17 protein-coding genes are annotated in these 19,484 nt (G+C 63.7%); 6 read left to right on the forward strand and 11 right to left on the reverse strand.

The features are described 5' to 3' along the window. Window positions 1-226 precede the first annotated feature (226 nt). Window positions 227-1,231, reverse strand: a complete 1,005-nt coding sequence (locus HP499_RS07115) for a serine protease (RefSeq protein ID WP_172323262.1) — start codon at window positions 1,229-1,231, stop codon at window positions 227-229. Window positions 1,232-1,465: 234 nt separating this feature from the next. On the opposite strand from HP499_RS07115, the gene HP499_RS07120 reads away from it, so the two are divergent. The 3 genes from HP499_RS07120 to HP499_RS07130 all read left to right on the forward strand — a co-directional run bounded on the left by HP499_RS07120 (window position 1,466) and on the right by HP499_RS07130 (window position 5,222). Further along, window positions 1,466-2,020 (forward strand): DUF2243 domain-containing protein, encoded by a 555-nt coding sequence (locus HP499_RS07120; protein WP_172323264.1) that lies wholly within the window; start codon window positions 1,466-1,468, stop codon window positions 2,018-2,020. Between the two features lie 3 nt (window positions 2,021-2,023). Continuing rightward, window positions 2,024-2,884, forward strand: a complete 861-nt coding sequence (locus HP499_RS07125; protein ID WP_216659819.1) for a cytochrome c oxidase assembly protein — start codon at window positions 2,024-2,026, stop codon at window positions 2,882-2,884. A gap of 115 nt (window positions 2,885-2,999) precedes the next feature. Then, complete coding sequence (locus HP499_RS07130) at window positions 3,000-5,222, forward strand: NADP-dependent isocitrate dehydrogenase (protein WP_172323266.1); 2,223 nt, start codon at window positions 3,000-3,002, stop codon at window positions 5,220-5,222. A gap of 66 nt (window positions 5,223-5,288) precedes the next feature. On the opposite strand, the gene HP499_RS07135 is transcribed toward HP499_RS07130, so the two are convergent. From HP499_RS07135 to HP499_RS07155, 5 genes are all read right to left on the reverse strand, one after another. Further along, window positions 5,289-6,398: an FAD-dependent oxidoreductase gene (locus tag HP499_RS07135; protein ID WP_172323268.1), complete on the reverse strand. Its 1,110-nt coding sequence runs from the start codon at window positions 6,396-6,398 to the stop codon at window positions 5,289-5,291. Between the two features lie 155 nt (window positions 6,399-6,553). Then, window positions 6,554-7,408, reverse strand: coding sequence for a phosphonate ABC transporter, permease protein PhnE (gene phnE, locus HP499_RS07140; protein ID WP_172323270.1), 855 nt, complete (start codon window positions 7,406-7,408; stop codon window positions 6,554-6,556). Then, entirely contained in the window at window positions 7,405-8,238 is an 834-nt protein-coding gene (locus HP499_RS07145; RefSeq protein WP_172323272.1) for a phosphonate ABC transporter ATP-binding protein, read from the reverse strand. The genes phnE and HP499_RS07145 overlap by 4 nt, the downstream gene beginning before the upstream one ends. Then, window positions 8,238-9,152 carry a phosphate/phosphite/phosphonate ABC transporter substrate-binding protein gene (locus HP499_RS07150; RefSeq protein ID WP_172323274.1) on the reverse strand — a complete coding sequence of 305 codons (915 nt, stop codon included), beginning with the start codon at window positions 9,150-9,152 and terminating at the stop codon, window positions 8,238-8,240. Before HP499_RS07150 ends, HP499_RS07145 begins: the two co-directional genes overlap by 1 nt. Window positions 9,153-9,206: 54 nt before the next feature. Next, window positions 9,207-10,424, reverse strand: a complete 1,218-nt coding sequence (locus HP499_RS07155; RefSeq protein ID WP_172323276.1) for a TIGR03364 family FAD-dependent oxidoreductase — start codon at window positions 10,422-10,424, stop codon at window positions 9,207-9,209. A 163-nt stretch (window positions 10,425-10,587) separates the two neighbouring features. On the opposite strand from HP499_RS07155, the gene HP499_RS07160 reads away from it, so the two are divergent. From HP499_RS07160 to HP499_RS07170, 3 genes are all read left to right on the forward strand, one after another. Continuing rightward, complete coding sequence (locus HP499_RS07160; protein WP_172323278.1) at window positions 10,588-11,355, forward strand: GntR family transcriptional regulator; 768 nt, start codon at window positions 10,588-10,590, stop codon at window positions 11,353-11,355. Beyond that, the gene (locus HP499_RS07165; RefSeq protein WP_172323280.1) at window positions 11,352-12,023 is read left to right on the forward strand and encodes a phosphonatase-like hydrolase; all 672 of its coding nucleotides are present in this window, start codon (window positions 11,352-11,354) and stop codon (window positions 12,021-12,023) included. Before HP499_RS07160 ends, HP499_RS07165 begins: the two co-directional genes overlap by 4 nt. Window positions 12,024-12,093: 70 nt before the next feature. After that, window positions 12,094-12,534 carry a DoxX family protein gene (locus HP499_RS07170; RefSeq protein ID WP_172323282.1) on the forward strand — a complete coding sequence of 147 codons (441 nt, stop codon included), beginning with the start codon at window positions 12,094-12,096 and terminating at the stop codon, window positions 12,532-12,534. Between the two features lie 101 nt (window positions 12,535-12,635). Here HP499_RS07170 and HP499_RS07175 read toward each other — a convergent pair whose 3' ends face one another. The 5 genes from HP499_RS07175 to HP499_RS07195 form a co-directional block, all read right to left on the reverse strand. Continuing rightward, window positions 12,636-13,706, reverse strand: a complete 1,071-nt coding sequence (locus HP499_RS07175) for a Gfo/Idh/MocA family protein (RefSeq protein WP_172323284.1) — start codon at window positions 13,704-13,706, stop codon at window positions 12,636-12,638. Between the two features lie 1,157 nt (window positions 13,707-14,863). Further along, window positions 14,864-15,961 (reverse strand): sugar-binding protein, encoded by a 1,098-nt coding sequence (locus HP499_RS07180; RefSeq protein WP_172323286.1) that lies wholly within the window; start codon window positions 15,959-15,961, stop codon window positions 14,864-14,866. 54 nt (window positions 15,962-16,015) lie between these two features. After that, window positions 16,016-17,284, reverse strand: coding sequence for a multiple monosaccharide ABC transporter permease (gene mmsB, locus HP499_RS07185; RefSeq protein WP_172323288.1), 1,269 nt, complete (start codon window positions 17,282-17,284; stop codon window positions 16,016-16,018). A gap of 45 nt (window positions 17,285-17,329) precedes the next feature. Then, complete coding sequence (mmsA, locus tag HP499_RS07190; RefSeq protein ID WP_172323290.1) at window positions 17,330-18,886, reverse strand: multiple monosaccharide ABC transporter ATP-binding protein; 1,557 nt, start codon at window positions 18,884-18,886, stop codon at window positions 17,330-17,332. Between the two features lie 130 nt (window positions 18,887-19,016). Further along, window positions 19,017-19,484 (reverse strand): ROK family protein (locus HP499_RS07195; protein ID WP_172323292.1); only part of this gene is annotated, 468 nt, incomplete at its 5' end.

Consider the following 19,484-nt stretch of genomic DNA (forward strand, 5'->3'; position numbering starts at 1 on the left):
GGTGTCCGCGCGGTCGTCCAGCCCGGCGGTTCCGTCCGTGACGAGGAAGTCATCGCCGCAGCCAACGCTGCCGGCATCACGATGTACTTCACGGGTGCACGCCACTTCTTCCACTAGAAGTTCTTCAGCACCACAACGCAACGGCGGCCGCCCCCGGTAGGGGACGGCCGCCGTCGTGCTTTATCCGCACGTACTCAACAGGGACGTGCCAGCAAAAGATGGTCCGCTACGAAGCCGCTGCTGCGGTGTTGTACGTGGACTGGATGACGGTGCCCCAGTACGGGCCGTACATGGTGGTGGAGTTGCTGCCGTAGCCGTAGCTGTTCACGGAGTTCTGGTAGCCGGTGGAGCTGGTGCCGATGAACCACGGACCGCCCGAGGACCCGCCGGTCATGTTGCAAGGGATTCCCTGGCTGTTGAACTGCGGGTTGTAGGGATCGTTGGTGGCCTTGCCGGAGCAGCTCTTGAGGGATTCGCCGTTGAACGGTGAGCCTGCCGGGTAGCCGAAGGCCTTGTAGCTCAGGCCGCGGGCGGCGTTGAACTGGACACCGGAGGACCCGACGACGTCGGCGAGCTTCTGGCCGTTGAGGGTATTCATGACGGCGAAAGCGGTGTCGTACTGCATGTTGCCGTTGGAGGACCACTGGGTGGGGGCGTACAGCGCCTTTGCCGTCCACTTCCCGTAAGGTGCTGCGCCGTTCAGGTATGCCGGGACGAAGACGAAGTTGGTGGCGTAGGCGCCCGGGCCTTCGTTGAGGCAGTGCCCGGCGGTGGAAACGGTGCTCTTGTTCGTTGAGGTGACGGAGTTGCCGGAGCAAACGTAGTTGGAGCCGCCGAGGGTGAAGAAGACCTTGCCGATGTGCTTGACGGGGGTTTCGCTCTGGTTGACCTTGCGGTCGATGGACGTGGAGCCGGTGGTGGCTTGTTGGCCGGCGATGCTGCTGATGGCGCCCGGGGCTTCGGTGACCGGGGCTTTGCCGAGGTTGAGGAGCTTGCCGCGCTCGAGTGCTTTGGCCGCGAGGATTTCGCCGGACTTGGCATTCTTCATGCGCTCAGGAGTCCAGTAGTCTGCAGCGCCGGTGTCCGACACTACATGGCTGCTGACCGTAGCGCCGCTGGAGTCCGCGTTCTGTGCCGGTGCCGCGTTGGCGCTGGTGGTTCCGACCAGCGCCAGGATTGCGGCAGCGGACAGACTCAGCAGGCTTGTGGCCAGGGTCTTGGTTTTTGTCACGTTGTTCCTACCTATCGAGGGAGTGAGGCGGCCAGTGATGGCGACCGCCGACTGACGGAATTGAAGTTACCCAACGTATGACAACTTTGTAAAGAGATGTTTCATAGTTTGTGATAATTTGCTGTCACTTCCTCGTCACAAGCCGGGGTCGATTTCGTGGTCGGTTGCACGACCTCTCGACCACATGAGGTACTAAGGGTACTGTTTATCTGGTTGTGGCGGAGGGGAGCAGGCATGGCCCAATCATCATCAGTCAAGAGATCCAACCGGGCGTCGGGCGAAATCCGCCTCCCGGGAATCATTCTGGGAATCGGCCTCGGTGGGTTCGTGGACGGCATCCTGCTCCACCAAATCCTCCAATGGCATCACATGCTGTCAAGCTCAGACACGGCTAACATCGACGTCGGATCTTACCCGGTGACCACCGTGCACGGCTTGCAAATGAACACCTTGTGGGATGGCCTGTTCCACACCGTGACCTGGCTGGCCGTACTGATCGGCCTTGGGATCCTCTACTCGCGGCTGAACGACACCCGCTCTCGGAACAGGGTCTGGGCCTCGCGCACCTTGTGGGGTTGGATGCTCTTGGGATGGGGTTTGTTCAACGTGGTGGAGGGCCTCATCGACCACCAGATCCTGGGCATTCACCACGTCATCAGTGGCGAATTCCAAGTCCTGGCCGACGTCGTCTTCCTGATATTCGGGGCGCTGTTGATGGTGGGTGGTTGGTTGCTTCAACGCAGCGCCCAGGCGCCTGGCAGTACGCAGGCCGCTCACCAGGAGCGCTGACGCTTGCACCAGGACCTGAACCTGCAGCACCACCAGCTGGAGCACCACGCCGAATCCGGCGCAACCGGAGTCCTGCTCATTCTCTTCGCACTCGCGGTCGTGTACGTGCTCCTGGCCATGAGGCAACGAAATAGCTGGCAGCGCCGGCGGACCGTTTTCTTCCTCGCGGGCCTCGGCGTCCTGGGGGTCGGACTGACCCCGCAACTCTCGCCGTTTCAGCCCGGCAGCCTACCCGCCCACATGTTCCAGCATCTTCTGATCGGCATGTACGCGCCGATCGCACTGGTCCTTGGGGCGCCTGTAACGCTGCTGCTCCGGAGCATCCCGCGGAAACAGGGCAGACGCCTGGGTCGGACGCTCCGTTCCAAACCCCTGCACGTCCTGGCGCATCCGGTCGCCGCGCTGGTCCTCAATGTGGGCGGTCTCGCCGTGCTCTACTTCACCCCGCTGTATGCGGCAACAACACAGCACCCCGCACTGCACACCCTCGTCCATGTCCACTTCATCGCGGCCGGAATCCTGTTTGCCTGGGCCATTGCCGGCCCGGATCCCGCACCACGAAGACCCTCCGTTCCCGCGCGCCTGGTGGTTTTGGGGATGGCAATCGCCGGGCACGCGGTCATCTCCCAATTGCTTTACGCGGGCCTCTTCGTCCAGGTCGGGGGTTCCTCCGCGGAGCGAAGGCAGGCGGGTGAGCTCATGTACTACGCCGGCGACATCGCCGAATTATTGTTAGCGTTCGCCCTCGTTTCGTCATGGCGGCCCGTGCGCCAAGCCGGGCGGGCCGGCGTTCGGGGAGCGGAAAGAAGCCAGCGCACGACGCCGGCAGGCAGCAGCGGTGGCCAGGCCGCCGTCGGGGGTTAATCACCGGAGAGTGGTAACGAACACGTGATCCCGGACACGAAGGGCCGCCTTAACCGTCTACTCGGGTAAGTTAGGAGATGTTGAAATCTGCAGACTTTCAGGGAGAACCCCGCCAATGGCCAAGATTATCTATACCCACACAGACGAAGCGCCGATGCTGGCAACGTACTCATTCCTGCCGATTGTTGAAGCGTATGCCTCGACCGCAGGTGTAGAGGTTGAGACCCGCGATATTTCGCTGGCCGGCCGCATCATCGCCGTGTTCGGTGATTTCCTGACTGAAGAACAGCGCACGGGCAACGCCCTTGCTGAACTTGGTGAACTGGCAAAGCAGCCGGAAGCCAACATCATTAAGCTGCCCAACATCAGCGCCTCCGTGCCGCAGCTCAAGGCTGCCATCGCCGAGCTCCAGGCCCAGGGCTTCGCCCTCCCGGACTACCCGGACAACCCCTCCTCGGACACCGAGACGGATATCCGCTCACGCTACGACAAAATCAAGGGCTCCGCTGTGAACCCGGTGCTGCGCGAAGGCAACTCTGACCGCCGCGCACCCCTGTCGGTGAAGAACTACGCCCGCCAGAACCCGCACTCCATGGGTGCTTGGTCCGCTGATTCCAAGACCAACGTGGCCACCATGGGCGAGAACGACTTCCGCTCCAACGAGAAGTCCGTTGTCCTGGACGCCAACGACTCCCTGACCATCCAGCTGGTCAAGGAAGACGGCAGCACCAAGGTCCTGAAGAAGGACTTCCCCGTCCTGGCCGGCGAAGTTGTGGACGCTACCGTGCTCCGCGCCGACGCCCTGGACGAGTTCCTCAAGGCACAGGTTGCCCGCGCCAAGGAAGAAGGCGTTCTCTTCTCCGCACACCTGAAGGCCACCATGATGAAGGTCTCGGACCCCATCATCTTCGGCCACGTGGTCAAGGCGTACTTCTCCGAGCTGTTCGAGACCTACGGCAAGCAGCTCGCAGCCGCAGGCATCAGCCCGAACAACGGCCTCGCAGCAATCCTCAGCGGTCTCGAAGACCTGCCGGAGGACGTCCGCGAGGGCGTCAAGGCAGCCATCACCAAGGGCCTCGAAGACGGCCCCGCGCTGGCCATGGTCGATTCCGATAAGGGCATCACCAGCCTGCACGTCCCCTCCGACATCATCGTTGACGCCTCCATGCCGGCCATGATCCGCTCCTCCGGCCACATGTGGGGCCCGGATGGCAAGGAAGCCGACACCCTGGCTGTCATCCCGGACAGCTCCTACGCCGGCATCTACCAGGTTGTCCTGGATGACTGCCGCGCCAACGGTGCTTTCGATCCCACCACCATGGGCACCGTCCCCAACGTGGGCCTCATGGCACAGGCAGCCGAAGAATACGGCAGCCACGACAAGACCTTCGAGATCCAGGCAGCCGGCACCGTCCAGCTCGTGGACAGCAAGGGCAACGTCCTCACCGAGCACCAGGTCTTCCCCGGTGACATCTGGCGCGCCTGCCAGACCAAGGACATCCCGGTCCGCGACTGGGTCAAGCTGGCCGTCACCCGCGCCCGCGCCTCCCAGACCCCGGCCGTGTTCTGGCTGGACGAGACCCGCGCCCACGACGCCAACCTGATCGCCAAGGTCAACGAGTACCTCAAGGAACACGACACCGAGGGCCTCGAGATCAAGATCCTCTCCCCGGTTGAGGCCACGGCCTTCACCTTGGAGCGCATCCGTAAGGGCGAAGACACCATCTCCGTCACCGGTAACGTCCTCCGCGACTACCTCACGGACCTGTTCCCGATCCTCGAGCTCGGCACCAGTGCCAAGATGCTCTCCATCGTTCCGCTGATCAACGGTGGCGGCCTGTTCGAGACCGGCGCCGGTGGCTCCGCTCCGAAGCACGTCCAGCAGTTGGTCAAGGAAAACCACCTCCGCTGGGACAGCCTGGGCGAGTTCCTTGCCCTGGCCGTCAGCTTCGAGCACCTTGCCACCACCACGGGCAACGCCCGCGCACAGGTCCTTGCCGACACCCTTGACCGCGCCACGGGTACGTTCCTGCTGGAAAACAAGTCCCCGCGCCGCAGCGTCGGCGAGCTGGACAACCGCGGAAGCCACTTCTACCTGGCCACCTACTGGGCACAGGAATTGGCCAAGCAGAGCGAAGACGGCGAGTTGGCCAAGGACTTCGCGGCAATCGCCGAAGCCCTGACCTCCAACGAAGAGGCAATCGTCGGCGAGCTGGCCGCAGTCCAGGGTCCCGCCGTCGACCTCGGCGGTTACTACCGTCCGGACGCCGCCAAGGCCGCTGAGATCATGCGCCCGTCGGCTACGTTCAACAAGGTCCTCGCAGATCTGAAGAAGTAGTCCCTCGCATAAGCGAAACCGGCCCGCAGGCATTGCCTGCGGGCCGGTTGCTTTTAAAGGGTGAATTCAGCGATCCGCGTGGAACCGCTCCGGTGCCACGCCGCCGTCGACGATGTCCTTCAGCACCCGGCCAATAGCCGGCGTGAACTTGAACCCGTGGCCGGAGAAACCCGCGCCCACCACCAGCGGACCGAAACGGTCCAACACAAAGTCCTCGTTGGGGGTGGTGGTGTAGGTGCAGCTGATGGGAACCGCGGTGGAAGGGTCGACGCCGGGAAGCCACTCTTCGGCGTACCGCACCAACGCTTCCATCTGGTGGGGGATTGGCTCGAACGTGCGCTCGTCCGGGTCCATGACCGGGCCGACGCCATGCCAGCCGGCTTTCACGCCCTCGCCCGGAGTGAGCATTCCGTACACGGGGCTGTACCAGTACTCGTAGAGTTCGTTGTTAGGGTCAGGGTCCGGGCTGTGGTTGAAGCTCGGCCACACCAGCGTGTTGTCCGTAGGCGTGAAGTGCGCGGGTTGCTCCTGGGTGACCACCAACGCGGGGAGCTTGGCGAGGCCGTTCAGGACCTTGGTGGTCCAGGCACCCGCTGTCACCACCACACGGGCTGCCGTGTATTCGATGTCCTCGGTCACTACCACTACCGACTCGGCGCCGTCGATGCGGATATCGCGGACCGGCGTCGAGTACTTGAAAACAGCGCCGTGGGCCTCGGCGGACTTCCGCAGCGCCACCAGGGCATCGGCTGAACGGATCCGGCCGGAGCCCGGCACGAAGAGGACATCGGTGGCGAAGTTCATTCCCCGCCAGCGGTTGGCGGCGTCGTCGGCGGAGATGAAGTAGCTCTCGATGCCGCGTTCCTCGTGGGCCTCCCTGACCAGTTTCAGGCGGTCGATGTTGCCGTGGTTCGCCAGACCCACCATGTCCAGCAGCGGTGCGCCGTTCTCAGCGGCGAGTTCGTCCCAGAGCACCTTGGACTCGGCGAGGAGGTCCAGGTAGTCTGCCTCGGCGTACGCGGTGTTGAAGTTCCGGGTGGCACCGTGCGAAGCGCCGATGTGGTGTCCGGCTTCGAACTGCTCCAACAGGACCACGGAGCGACCCGCACGGGCCAGTTGCCATGCGGCAGCCGATCCCATGGCTCCTCCGCCAACAACTACAACGTCAACCTGCATGCCTGCTCCGTCCACACCCGGCCCGCTTCAGGACCGCGGCCACACTCTGGGGCCACCTCCCATTCTGCCCCCACTGACCCAACTGGGTGACAGCAGTGCGCGTTTTGAGTGCTGAAAACGCGCTCTACTTTCGTATTAGACGGGTGCAGAGGGCGTTATGCGGCCAGGCGCCTGCGGATCCACGCGGAGAACTGGTCCACCACGATGATCAGCACCAACACGATCAGGATGTGGGTGAGCATGGAGTCGAACTGGAATGACTTGATGGACTGGTTGATCAGCAGCCCGATGCCCCCGGCACCCACCAGCCCAAGGACCAGCGAGGACCGTACATTGACGTCGAAGCGGTAGAGCAGCAGGCCCACGAACTGCGGGACCACCATGGGCAGCGTGGCATTGGCGACCTGCTGGATCCGGTTGGCACCGGCCGTGCGAAGTGCTTCCTGCGGCCCGGCGTCGATTTCCTCCATGGATTCCGCCCACAGTTTCCCCATCACACCCGTGTTGTGGCAGATCAGCGCCAACACCCCGGCAAAAGGGCCCAGACCCACGGCGGTAACGAAGATCAGTGCAAACACGATATCCGGCACGGCACGGAAGAAGGACAGGATGGCGCGTGCAGCCTGGTAGACGAGCCGGTGCGGGCTGGTGTTCTCAGCGGCCAGCGCAGCGAGCAGCAGGGCGAACGGCACGGACAGTGTGGTGCCCAGCAGACCAATCCACAGGGTCACCAGCGTGGCTTCAAGCCCGGGCTTCAGCGTCTTTTCCCAGCTGAGGTCCGGCGGGAACGCGTCGCCGATGAACGCGGCCATGCCCTTCCAGCCGTCCACCAAGAGCTCAGGCTTGAAATCCGTACCCTCGATGGCCACGGCATGAAGTCCGACGACGGCGGCCGCCACAGCCGCCGTCGTGATCCACCGCAGCGGCTTCTTCGGGCGGACCAGTGCCACGCGGGGTGTGCTGGTGGTCTCCCGGCGGGCGGCGGCCGGGGTCAAAGTGCGAGGAGTCATGCTGCCGTAGTCCTGTCTGCGGAGGGGGTCCTCACTGATACGTCCCGGTCTGATACGTCCCGGTCCGGGGCGTACAACGTGTCGAGGTGATCGGCTGTGACCTCTGTGGAGGGGAGGTTGAAGGTCATGGAGCCTTGGAGCAGCCCGATGGACCGGTCGGCGTACCTCAGCGCGAGATCGGGCTGGTGCAGCACAGCGGCCACGGCCAAACCTTCGGAGTGGGCGAGTTCGCGCAGCAAAGCCATCACTTGTTCGGCAGCGCGCGGGTCCAGAGCCGAGACGGGCTCGTCGGCAAGTACGACGTCGGCGCGCTGGCAGAGTGCCCGGGCTACGGCGACGCGCTGCTGCTGTCCGCCCGAAAGGCGGCCCACGCGGTCGAAGGCGCGATCGGCCAGTCCAACCCTGTCCAGGCAGTCGAGTGCTTCCTGCTGGACGTCGGCCGGAAACAACAGAGGGCTCAGTGAGCGAACCGTGGGGATGCGGGCCAAGGCCCCGGCACAGACGTTATCCAACGCAGTGCGCCGGGGGACCAGATGGATCTTCTGGAAAATCATGGCCATGCGTTGGCGGGCTTGCTGCAGGTCACGCCCTTGGAGGGTTTCCAGCGCAGCTCCATCGATGCTGATGCTCCCTGAGTCCGGGGACGCGATGCCCATGACGCAGCGCAGGGTGGTGGACTTCCCGGAGCCATTGGCGCCCAGGAATGCCACAAGTTCACCTGCTGCAACCGAGAAGTCGACGCCCTCAAGGACGGTCCGTCCGTTGAATGACTTCCCTAAGCCCTGCACGGAGAGACCCTGCACGGAGAGACCCTGGCCGGAGAGAGTCATTACAGATCCTTCTCGGTGAGGCCCATGGTGTCCGCGAGCTCAAACAACGGCGTGTAGTTGTCCTTGGTGACCTCCAAAAGCGGACCCGGAGGGGTGACATCCAGGAACTCGCCCACCTTGGCGATGTCGGCGGGGTCCAGGCTGAGGAACGCATCCTTCGCGGCGGCTTTGAACGCGGGATCGGCGTCGCCGCGCACGGTGATGGGATCGTTGGGAATGGGGTTGGAGGTCCACACCTGGCGGAAGTTCTCCGGAGTGAAAGTGCCGGCCGCAATCGCAGTGGCGAGTGTCTGGGAGTTGATCTGGGCTGCATCAACCTTGCCGTTGGTCAGGGCCAGCAGGGCTTCGGGGTGGCCGCCCGTGTAGTCCATCTTGATCTCGGCATCGGTGATTCCGGCTTCACGCAGGCCGAAGCGGGGCAGGACGTCACCGGAGGTGGACCCAACACTGCCCAAGGCGAGGGACTTGCCCTTGAGATCATCAATAGCCTGGATGGGGCTATCCTTGGGAACCCAGATTCCGGCCGTGTACGTGCTGAGCTCCTTCTCAGCCGTGCCGAAGGAAACCAGTGGCTCGGCGCCGGCCTTGGCATCAGCGAACACGTAGCCCAGCGGGCCGAACTGGCCCAGGTCCAGCTTGCCGTTGCGCATGGCCAGGACCTCGGCGGCGTAGTCTTCCACCACCTGAACGCTGACGGGGCATTCGAGCTTCTTGGACAGGGCTGCAGCCAGGACATCGTAGGCCGGCTTCAACTTTGCCGGGTCCTCGTAGGGCTCGATCCCGAACTTGATCTCGCCGTTGGGGCAGGTGGCGCTTGTGGCTTCGGGGGAGGACTGTGCCGGGCCGCCGCAAGCCGTGAGCGCCAGGACGGTGGCGAGGGCAAGCGCGGGACCGGTGAGAAGCGTGGTTTTCATGGGGATCCTTATGCGAAGGGGAGGGGTGAAGGGGGAAGCTCAGTACACGGTGAGTCAGTGCAGGCGCGATACGTTGCGGTGCGCCAAGCCGAAGGACAGCGTCATGCCAACCCCGGAGGTCACGGACACCACTGTGACGCCGGGCTTGACCTCACGGACCAGGATGGGGGCCACATCGGAGGACGCGTAAATGCCCTGCCAGCGCTGGATGATCTCCAGCGGCTCGCCGATGCGGCCTGTGATTTCGGTGTTGATGGTGTTGGTGACGGATTCGTCCAGAAACGGATCGGCCGTGCGGTGGTAGTGGTGTGAGTCGCCCAGGATGATGGTGCCGTCGGGGCGCTGGGTGAACATGACGTTGGCACCCATCTCCAGCAGTTCCGGCTGCTTCTCCATCACCTCGGAGCGCAGTGCGGCGGCAGCGGGCATGTCCGTGAACGCCGGGTACCGGAGCATCGATGTCGCCGTGAGGACCGCGGGCGTGAACCCGACTCCGGAGGGCTTCGCCGCCAACGACATCTGCAAGGCACACCGCTGGATCCGGTGCTCCTGGGCAAGATCCGGGAAAAGGTAGTCGACGTCGTGGCCGACGCACACGAACACCTGCTTGGCCTTGAGCTCACCGCGCGATGTCTGAACCGCCACGCCATCAGGGCCGGGGTTGAAGCCCAGTGCCGCGGTGTTCCAGTGAAGTTCGACGCCGGGCTGCCGGCTGAGCCATTCGGCCAACCGTGCCACCGTGGTGCGGGGGTCGACGCGCAGGTCGTCCCGGAGGAAGGCGCCGCCCACCAGCCCGGGCCATTCTCCGCGGGGGCGGGTGTCGTCGTCGTGCGCTTGTTCCGTGACGGAAGCGGAGGCGTCCAGCCGGGCCCGCGTTCCGGCGGGGGAGAGCAGCTCAACCTGTCCCGGTTCACGCGCAGCGGAGAGCTCGCGCAGGACATCCATTTCGGCTTCGGTACGGGCGAGTACCACTGCACCGGTTTCGGCGGCCCAGAACCCGGCACGTTCGGAGAACTCGAGCCAATACTTTCGGGAGGTCTGCGCCAGCTCGTACAGTTCCCCGGACTGTGCGGTGATGCAGCAGTGGCCGAAGTTGCGCACGGAAGCGCCGGCAGCGTGGTGGTCCCGCTCGATGATGGTGACGCTCAAGCCGTTGGCTACAGCATGCGCAGCGTGGGCCAGGCCCACGATTCCGGCGCCAACAATCACGACGTCGGTGGGCTGGCTTGGGCTGCTGGTGGCGGTGTTGGGGGAGGTGCTTGGGTTGTTCACACCACTGACCTTGGCTGCTCAGGAAAGCGGAATCAAGCCAGAAAGCAACTTGTATATACAAGTTAATCTGAATTTAACGTTTGTTCACCTGAATTCACGCTGAGTTCATCTGATCTCCTGTAAATCCGGCCTGAACCGCGACATGGACTTGTATTATCAACTTGTGAGCACACAGCAGAATTCACCCCTTCACGTCCGTCTCAGCGAGGAATTCATGCGCCGGATTACTGACGGGGACTGGCCGCCGGGATTCCAGCTGCCCAGCGAGGCGGAGCTGTGCCGCGAGTTCGGAACATCGCGCGGGCCCATCCGCCAGGCGCTCGCCTTTCTGAGGTCTGAGGGTGCTGTGACTGGAGGACGGGGCAGGCCCCCCATGGTTCGCTCGTCCGTGCCATCCCAGTCGTTCTCAACATTCAACTCGTTCACCGAGTGGGCCAGCGGGATCGGCAGGAAACCGGGTCAGCGGACCCTTGAAGTGGCCAGGCGGGAAGCGAGCCCGGAAGCCGCGGAGGCGCTTGGCCTGATGCCAGGGACCACTGTGGTGGAAGTGTTGCGCGTCCGTTCCCTGGATGATGCACCGGCCATGATCGAGCGCACAACGTTCATCCTGGACGTGGGACGCAAGCTGTTCGACTTCGACACCGATTCCGGGTCCATCTTCGCGTTCCTCAAGGAACAAGGCGTGGACCTGCACAGTGCCCGTCACACCATCGACGCCGTCGCTGCCAGTGAGGAGGATGCCGAACTGTTGGAGCAACCCCAAGGTATTCCGCTCCTGCGTGAACGCCGCATCACCCGGTCCGCCGACGGGCAGCCAATCGAATATTCCGAGGACCGGTACCTTCCGGCACTGACCAACTTCACCATCGACAACACCGTGGAGCGCCGGGCCGCCCTGGTCCGGATCCACACTGAAGGAGCCACCCCATGATCAAGCTTGTTGCCTGCGACATGGCCGGAACCACTATCGACGAGCACGGCGATGTTTACGTAGCCCTTGCCCGTTGCGTCGAGGAAACCGGCGTGACCACCACACCCGAGGCTGTCCAGGAATGGATGGGTGCCGACAAAGTTGAGGCCATCACAGCGCTCATTGAAGCCGGGGGAGGGGCTGCCATGCCGGAGATAGTCGCCGCCGCCTTCAAGCGCTTCAAGGAATTGCTCGTGGAGTTCTACGATGCCAACCCGCCGGTAGCACTCGAGGGCGTGGAAGAGGCGTTCCGGGAACTCCGCCGGCAAGGCATCAAAGTGGCCTTGACCACCGGCTTCTCGCGCGACGTCGCAGAGCCCCTCCTGGCGCGGCTGGGCTGGAGCGTCGACGACGATACCCTGCTGGACGCCGTCGTCTGCTCCGACGAAGTAGCCGCAGGACGACCGGCACCGCACATGATTCACCGTGCCATGGAACTGACCGGAGTCCAGGACGTCCGCGCCGTGTTGGCCGCGGGCGACACCGTCAATGACCTCGCTGCTGCCAACAACGCAGGCGTCACCGCCGTGGGAGTCCTGACCGGCAAACTGGGCCGCGATGACCTGGCTGCGCACCCGCATCACCACATTCTGGACGGCGTGAAGGACATTCCGGCGCTGCTGTCCTGACCCTCGTCGTCCGGGCTCACACAGTGTCCGGCGTTTGGCCCCCGGCTCCAGGCATGGAAGATTGGAACGCGTGAAATTCCTTCACCCCTCACCCAAGTCCTCAGCCCGCGGCGTCACCATCCTGCGGGTGGTCTTCGGCGCGCTCATCATGGTCCACGGCATCCAGAAGCTCATGGCCGGGCACGCTGCCTTTGCTGCCTCGGTTGCCGCCATGGGCGTGCAGAAGCCGGAGATCGTGGCGTGGCTGGTGATCACCGGAGAAGTGGGCTTGGGCCTGCTCCTGGTGCTCGGCGCCCTCACCCGCGTGGCCGGATTCCTTGCCGCGATCATGTTCGCCGGGATCTGGTTTGTCACTGAAGCGGGCAAGCCCCTGCTGACGGACAGGGCAGGGGTGACCGCCGAACTCCTGATCATCTACGCAGCCATTTCGGTGGCCTTCGTGTTCCTTGGCCCCGGAGCGCTGTCCGTGGACCGCAAGCTGGCCAGGCAATCAGCCGGCCCACGGCGGTAGCTGTACTCGCCCGCGGGGAGATAACGCGGCTGCGTTAACTCCCGACGGCGGCACTCACCAGCGGGGTCGAGTCACCGCCGGGGCGCCTCACCGCCGGCACTTCACCGTGCGTCGTTCGGGTATCTGATCCCCAGCTGGGACCGTACGCCGTCAAAGAGGCGCATGACGTTGATGGAGTCTTCCAGTGGCATGACCGGGCTTTCAGTAAGGCCTTGCTGAATGCAACGGGTCACTTCGCGGAGCTCGTACGTGTAGCCGATGCCCACGGTCTCGAAATGCTCGTGCCGCGGCTCGTCCCAGCCAACCCGGATCATCAGCTCACGCGGGTTGTTCACTGAGCCCACCGTTTGCAGGAATCCGAGGCCGCCGGCGACGGTGGCTGTTCTGGGGCCGTGCGCCATCAGGGACGAAGTGAGCTGAACCTGCGCGCCACTGGAATAACCCAGGGTCAGGGCGTTCTGGGTGTCCACGCCGTCGTCATTCAGCGTGCCGATCGCGGTGACGGACTGCGGGAAACCCAGAGTTCCCAAAGCCCACAGCAAGGGGTACACGGTGATGTCCAGGAGAGCCCCGCCGCCGTCATTGAGGGCCCAGATGCGTGCCGAAGGATCATAGGGCGCAGGGAAACCAAGATCCGCGCTGACCCACTGGATTTCCCCGAGTTCTCCGGAGGCCGCGATCTCGAAGGCCCGCTGCATGCTCGGCAGGAAACGGCTCCACACGGCCTCCATGAAGAACACGTTATTCTCCCGCGCCAACTTGACCAGTTCGGTGGCTTCGCGGGCGTTGATGGTGAGGGCCTTCTCGCACAGCACGTGCTTGCCGGCCCTTATAGCGGCGGCGGCGATCAGGAAGTGCTGGGCATGGGGTGTGGCCACATAGACCACGTCCACGGCCGGGTCCTCCACCAAACGCTGGTAGCCGGGAACACCGCCGTCGTCCCCGTAGCCCTTGGCGAAGCCCAGCGTGTGCGCGAACGCATCAGCGGCAGCCTGCGTCCGGGAACTCACTGCATACAGCTCTGCGTCTTCCAGCATGGCCAGGTCCTTGGAAACACTGTTGGCGATATTCCCGGTGGAAACTACGCCCCATCGCAAAGGCCGGCCTGTGGCAGCCCGGGGATCCTGGTTGGTCTGGGAGGAAAGCCACGGCTTGGCGATAGGGAGTGTCATGCGTTTCATCCTCTCATTTCGGGCAAGCGTTGCCTCTGCGAGAACAAGGTGCCGCACCCTTTTTCGCCGCTCGCTCCCGTAACCACTGGTGCGCCGGGCGGGTACGGGTGCGCCCGCAAGGAGCGTGGGGTGCGCCGGGCGTGTACGGGTGCGCCCGCAGGGAACGTGGGGTGCGCCGGGCGGGTACGGGTGCGCCGTGCACGCCTCAGAGCGGGCCCGGCAATGAGGCGTGGCGAGGTTTTGAGTGGGCATGGCGCGGCACCCTTTTTCGCCGCTCGCTCCCGTAACCTCGGGTGCGCCGGGCGGGTACGGGTGCGCCCGCAGGGAACGTGGGTGCGCCGGGCGGGGTATGGGTGCGCCGTGCACGCCTCAGAGCGGGCCCGGCAATGAGGCGTGCGGGGTTTTGAGTTGGCATGGTGCCGCACCCTTTTTCGCCGCTCGCTCCCGTAACCTCGGGTGCGCCGGGCGGGTACGGGTGCGCCCGCAGGAAACGTGGGGTGCGCAGGGCGGGTATGGGTGCGCCGTGCACGCCTCAGAGCGGGCCCGGCATGAGGCGTGCGGGGTTTTGAGTTGGCATGGTGCCGCACCCTTTTACACCGCTCGCTCCCGTAACCTCGGGTGCGCCGGGCGGTACGGGTGCGCCGGCAGTGAGCGTGGGGTGCGCAGGGCGGGTATGGGTGCGCCGGGCGGGTAGGGGTGCGCCGGCAGTGAGCGTGGGGTGCGCAGGGCGGGTATGGGTGCGCCGTGCACGCCTCAGAGCGGGCCCGGCAATGAGGCGTGCGGGGTTTTGAGTTGGCATGCCGCACCCTTTTTCGCCGCTCGCTCCCGTAACCTCGGGTGCGCCGGGCGGATACGGGTGCGCTCGCAGGGAACGTGGGGTGCGCCCGGCGGGTATGGGTGCGCCGCACAGCCAGGGCGGGGCCGGCAATGAGGCGTGCGGGGTTTTGAGTTGGCATGGTGCCGCACCCTTTTACGCCGCTCGCTCCCGTAACCTCTGGTGCGTCGGGCGGGTACGGGTGCGCCCGCAGGGAACCGTGCGCGTCAAGGTCATCGACGCGATCCGGTTCTGACTTCCCCGCTCAGCGGGCCGTCGGCGATCCAGTAAAACGAAAGCCCCGGCCCGCCTATGGCGGACCGGGGCTTGCTTGTAAGGGGTGTTACTTGGTGATCGGGCCGAGTACCGGATCGTCAACGTAAGCGGTCTTGACGTTCTCTGCCGTAACGATCTGCGGCGGGAGGAGGTAAGCCGGAACGGTCTTGACGCCGTTCTTGTAGGAGTCCTTGTCGTTGATTTCCAGTTCCTTACCGGCCTGGAGGTCCTTCACCATGGTGATGGCGTGCTCAACGAGCTTGCGGGTGTCCTTGTTGATGGTGGAGTACTGCTCGCCGGCCATGATCGACTTCACGGACTCAACTTCGGAGTCCTGGCCGGTGACAACCGGGAGCGGCTTGCCGGCGGCCTTGACGGATGTCAGGACTGCGCGGGCCAGGGTGTCATTCGGGGACAGGACACCGTCCAGGGAAGCGGTGCCGTAGCTGCCGGTAAGCAGCGTATCGGCGCGACGCTGGGCGTTTTCTGCCTTCCAACCCTGCGTAACAGCCTGCTCGAACGAGGTCTGGCCGGAGACTACCTTGAGGGTGCCGTCGTCGATCTTCGGCTTCAGGACGCTCATGGCGCCGTCAAAGAAGACCTTTGCGTTGGCATCATCGGGGGAGCCCGCGAACAGTTCCACGTTGTAGGGGCCGGTTGCCTTCTTGGCCTTCATGCCGTCCAGCAGGGCCTCGCCCTGGAGGACACCAACCTTGAAGTTGTCGTACGCCACGTAGTAATCCACGTTCTCGGTGTTCAGGAGCAGACGGTCGTAGGCGATGACAGTGGCGCCGGAGTCCTTGGCCTGCTGGAGCTGGGTACCCAGCTGGGCGCCATCGATGGCTCCCACAATGATGACCTTGGCACCCTTGGTGACCATGGCACTGATCTGGTTCTGCTGCTCGGATACGCCGCCGTTGGCGAACTGGACGTCCGGCTTGAAGCCGGCGCTGGTGAGGCCGTCGTTGAACAGCTTCTCCGCCAGGACCCAGTTTTCACTGGTCTTCTGCGGAAGGGCGACGCCGATCAGCGAGTCCTTGGGGAACGCTTCCCCGCCTGCTGTGCTGCTGCTTGAGCCGCTGTCAGCGCGGCCGCAGGCTGTCAGCGCCAGTGCCGCGATGGCAGCGACTGCTGCTGCCTTTCCTGCTTTACCAAACATTCGCATATCTTGGTTCACTTTCTGTGTGGGTGGGGTGGAGCGAGTCTGTCAGGGAGCGGATTACGCTTCCTTGGAGATGACCTCTTTGGTGGATGTGGTTTCGTCGGGCTTGATCTCGTTATTGCGCTGGAAGTTCTTCATCAACAGGCCAGTGATGGAGCGTTTGCCCTGTGACTTGTTATAGACATCGAAGGCCACTGCTGCCAGGAGCACCAGGCCCTTGATGATCTGGGTGAGGTCGGCGCCAACGCCAAGCAACTGGAGGCCGTTGTTGAGGACGGCCATCACGAGGCCACCAACGATCGAGCCGATCACGGTGCCGACGCCACCGGTGACAGCTGCGCCGCCGATGAAGACTGCGGCGATGGCGTCCAGTTCCCAGCCGACGCCGTCGAAGGGGCCGGATGCAGTGGAACGTCCAACGAAGATCATGCCGGCCAGGCCTGCAAGGACGGACATGTTCATCATGACCAGGAAGTTGACCTTCTTGGACTGGACACCGGACAGCTCAGCTGCGTGGCGGTTGCCACCCACGGCGTAGACGTGGCGGCCAAGGACTGTCTTGTCTGCGATGAAACCGTAAATGAGGACCAGCACGGCGAGGATCAGGCCGGGGATGGGGAAGGAAGTGCCGGGGCGGCCTGTGGCGAACAAGTACGTGGCGTAAAGGATGGCGCCGCAGATCAGGACCAGCTTGGTGATTTCGACCCAGAGTTCGGGAACGTCGGCGCCAAGTGCCTTGCTGGTGGCGCGGGCACGCAGGGACATGATGACCACGAATGCGACGGCGATCAGGCCGAGCAGTACCGTGAGGTTGTTGAAGCCGGTCTCCGGGCCAACCTCCGGCAGGTAGCCGGAACCGAGGAACTGGAACTCCTTGGGGACGGGGATGGTGTTGGACTTGCCAACAAACTGGTTGAAGCCTCGGAACAGGAGCATGCCTGCCAGGGTCACGATGAAGGCCGGTATGCCCACATACGCCACCCAGAACCCTTGCCAGGCGCCGATCACGGCACCCAGGACCAGGCCGAAGAGCACACCGGCCCACCAGGGGAAGCCCCAGTCCCGCATTGCCAGGGCCACGAAGACCCCGACGAATGCTGCGACGGAACCCACGGAAAGGTCGATGTGCCCGGCGATGATCACCAGGACCATGCCGATGGCCAGGATCAGGATGTAGGAGTTGCCGTTGAACAGGTTGATCACGTTGCCGGGCGTCAGGGTGCGTCCGTCAGTGAAAATCTGGAAGAAGACGATAAGTGCCACCAGGGCGAAGATCATGCCGAACTGGCGGGTATTGCCACCAAATAGCTTCTTGAGCGCGTTCATTGTTTTGGTCCTTGTGTCAGGAAGGGGCGGAGCGGGGCCAAAGGGTCAGGCTGCTTTGCGGGCGGACGTCATAAGCTTCATCAGGCTTTCCTGGCTTGCTTCGTTCTTGTCCAGCACGCCCGTGATGGCGCCTTCGAAGATGGTGTAAATGCGATCGGACAGGCCCAGGAGCTCAGGAAGCTCCGAGGAGATGACAATCACTCCCTTGCCCTGGTTCGCCAGCTTCTGGATGATGCCGTAAATCTCATACTTGGCGCCGACGTCAATGCCACGGGTAGGTTCGTCCAGGATCAGCAGGTCCGGATCCGTGAACATCCATTTGGCAAGGACCACCTTCTGCTGGTTGCCACCGGACAGCTTGGCAACTCCCTCTTCCACGGAAGGGGTCTTGGTCCGCAACGACTTCCGGTATTCCTCCGCAACGGAGAACTCCTTGCGGGTATCCACCACCGAGTAGTTGCTGATCTTGTTAAGCGCGGCCGAAACCGTGGTGGTCTTGATGTCGTCGAGGAGGTTCAGGCCCAGGGACTTGCGGTCCTCGGTGACGTAACCCAGTCCGGCGTCGATGGCTTGCTTGACGGTGCGGAGGTGGACCTGCTTGCCGTCCTTGTAGACCTGGCCCTTGATGAAGCGGCCGTAGGAGTGTCCAAAGAGGGAACGGGCCAGTTCTGTGCGGCCGGCGCCCATGAGGCCGGCGAAACCGACGATCTCGCCACGGCGGACAAAGAAGTTCGAACCCTTGCAGATCAGGCGGTCCTGGATCTGTGGGTGGCCCACCGTCCAGTCCTTGACCTCGAAGAAGACCTCGCCGATCTTGGGCTCGTGATCCGGGAAGCGGGACTCCAGGGTCCTGCCCACCATGCCCTTGATGATGCGGTCCTCATCCACGCCGTCACGCTTGACGTTGAGCGTTTCGATCGACTTGCCGTCGCGGATGATGGTGATCTCGTCCGCGATCTGTTCGATCTCGTTGAGCTTGTGGGAAATGATGATCGAGGTGATGCCCCGGCCTTTGAGGCCCAGGATCAGGTCCAGCAGGTGCTGGGAGTCCGATTCGTTCAGCGCTGCCGTGGGCTCGTCCAGGATCAGGAGCTTCACGGACTTGTTCAGTGCTTTGGCGATTTCCACGAGCTGCTGCTTGCCAACGCCGATTTCCTTGATGGGGGTATCGGGATCCTCGCGGAGGCCAACGCGGGCCAGGAGTTCGAGGGAACGCTTGCGGGCCTCGGCCCAGTCGATCACTCCCCACTTGGTGGGTTCGTTGCCCAGGAAGATGTTCTCCATGATGGACAGTTCCGGGATCAGCGCCAGCTCCTGGTGGATGATCACGATTCCGGCCGCTTCACTGGCCCGGATGTCCTTGAACTGCTGTGTTTCGGCCTGGTACACGATGTCACCCGTGTAGCTTCCGTAGGGATAAACGCCGGAAAGAACCTTCATCAGCGTGGACTTGCCAGCGCCGTTCTCACCGCAGATGGCGTGGATTTCGCCGGCCATCACGCGCAGGCTCACATTCGACAAGGCTTTCACTCCAGGGAATTCCTTGGTGATGGAACGCATCTCCAAAAGGATGGGTTCACCTTGCGTGTCGAGGGATGTCATCAGCCCTTACGCCTCCAATGCATGACTTCGTTGTCGGCTCCGCAAACGTCGGAGCTGTCTGATGAAAAAGTAAACTGGATCACCCGTCTTGTCGTCAAGACTTGAACGCATGATCCAGCTAACGATTTCGTTACCTACCGGTAATGCCCGCGTGTTGGAACACCAAAGCGGCGGCACCCAAGGCCTCTGCGCGTGCCCCGAGCGATGACATTGCCAGGTGCGTTGTCTCTCCCACCACCGGCACGGCGTGACGGACCAAACCCCTGCGGATGGGGTCCAGCAGCAGGTCTCCGAGGCCTGCCAGGGGGCCGCCCACCACGATCACTTCGGGGTTGATCAGGTTCGAAACGTTGCCCAAGGCGCGTCCTACCGCCAGTCCGGCGTCGTCCACTACGCGCTGTGTCGCGGAGTCGCCGGCGAGGCAATTGCGGACGATGTCCTGGGGCGTCAGGAGGGTCTCCTGGCCGCGTCCCAGCAGCTCGATCATGGTGGTGGTGGACGCTATCGTTTCGAGGCAACCCCTGTTCCCGCAGCGGCACACCAGTCCATGTTCATGGATGGTGGCATGGCCGATTTCGCCGGTGATACCCACGTTGCC

The sequence above is a fragment of the Paenarthrobacter sp. CM16 genome, assembly GCF_013179505.1.
Classification (GTDB): Bacteria; Actinomycetota; Actinomycetes; order Actinomycetales; family Micrococcaceae; genus Arthrobacter.